The sequence below is a fragment of the Kribbia dieselivorans NBRC 106261 genome, from assembly GCF_001552435.1.
In the GTDB taxonomy this organism is placed as follows: domain Bacteria; phylum Actinomycetota; class Actinomycetes; order Actinomycetales; family Dermatophilaceae; genus Kribbia; species Kribbia dieselivorans.
Genome location: NZ_BCRE01000016.1, coordinates 1 through 1134 on the forward strand (window position 1 = coordinate 1; position 1134 = coordinate 1134).

1 protein-coding gene and 1 pseudogene are annotated in these 1134 nt (G+C 73.0%); both read right to left on the reverse strand.

Annotated elements, in window-relative coordinates:
- Positions 1-698: pseudogene (locus tag KD1_RS01835) on the reverse strand (hypothetical protein); the annotation flags it as partial.
- A 170-nt stretch (positions 699-868) separates the two neighbouring features.
- Positions 869-1134: peptidoglycan-binding domain-containing protein (locus KD1_RS16720; protein WP_217995774.1), on the reverse strand; the 266-nt coding region annotated here is incomplete at its 5' end.

Consider the following 1134-nt stretch of genomic DNA (forward strand, 5'->3'; position numbering starts at 1 on the left):
CTGACCACCTCGGCCTGCGGGTCGGTGGCCGCGGCCCGGCGGCGCAGCGCGTCGCCGAGGGCCTGCGCGCAGATCTCGCGCGGTCGCTGGAGGGCCGCCTCGATCGCCAGCGGGATGCCCCGCGTCTCCTCCAGCTTGGCGAGGACGGCCGGGTCGGTCGGGAACGGCCGGTCGTCGAGCAGCAGCACGATGTCGAGGGAGGGGAACTCCTGGAGGGCGGCCGACCACAGCGTGGCCCGGACGACACGCGGCTCCTCGGCGTACGAGGGCACGAGCACGGTCATCGTCGGCTCGTGATCGGCGAAGTGGACGTCGAGCTCCCGCCGGGTGGCGCGCCGGTGTCGCCGCAGCCGCCCCAGCGCCCCGTGACGGGCGACGAGGTAGGTGAGTGACGAGAATCCGAGAAGCAGCGTGACCGCGGTGACGGCGACCAACAGGCCCACGTCGAGCCAGCCCGCCGAGTGCGTGGCGCGGGCCGCGGAGATGCGCCCGACGGTGTCCGCGATGACGACCACCCAGGCCGCGAGGGTGGCGACGACGGCGATCACCCCCAGCACCTGGGCCCAGCGACCCGGGCGGGCATGGACGGCGCTCGGGTGATCGGTGCGCCACGGTTGTGGCAACGCGCGGCGCGTCGGCGCCAGGCTGACCGCGGTATCGATGACGTGGTGGGCATGGGTGACTTCGCGAGGAGGCATCAGGTGTCCATGGGGGTGGGTTCCTGCGCGTCCGAAGGCCGTGCGAGCCCACGGACGCGCCTTCGTGTCACCGGGGAGTCTGGTGGACCGGGAGCGCAGGATGCAAGTTACCGACAGATACCGCAAGGGCCCAGAGGCCTATGCGTGGCGTCGAGAGGGGATGGAGGGGGTCAGAGCACGCGGTTGAGGTACGCCTGCAGGCGGCGTGTCGTCTCCGCACCCCAGACCCCGTCGGCGACGGCGCCGACGCGACGCTGCAGGGCCATGGTGGTGACGGGACCGAGCACGCCATCACGCGGCGCGCCGACGCGAGCCTGGAGAAGACGCACATCCGCACTGTTCAGTGACCCGTTGACCGAGCCGCCGACCCACTGCTCGAGCGCCATGTTCGTGCGCGGGCCGCGGATGCCGTCGACCGCGAGCCTGCCGGCCGGCG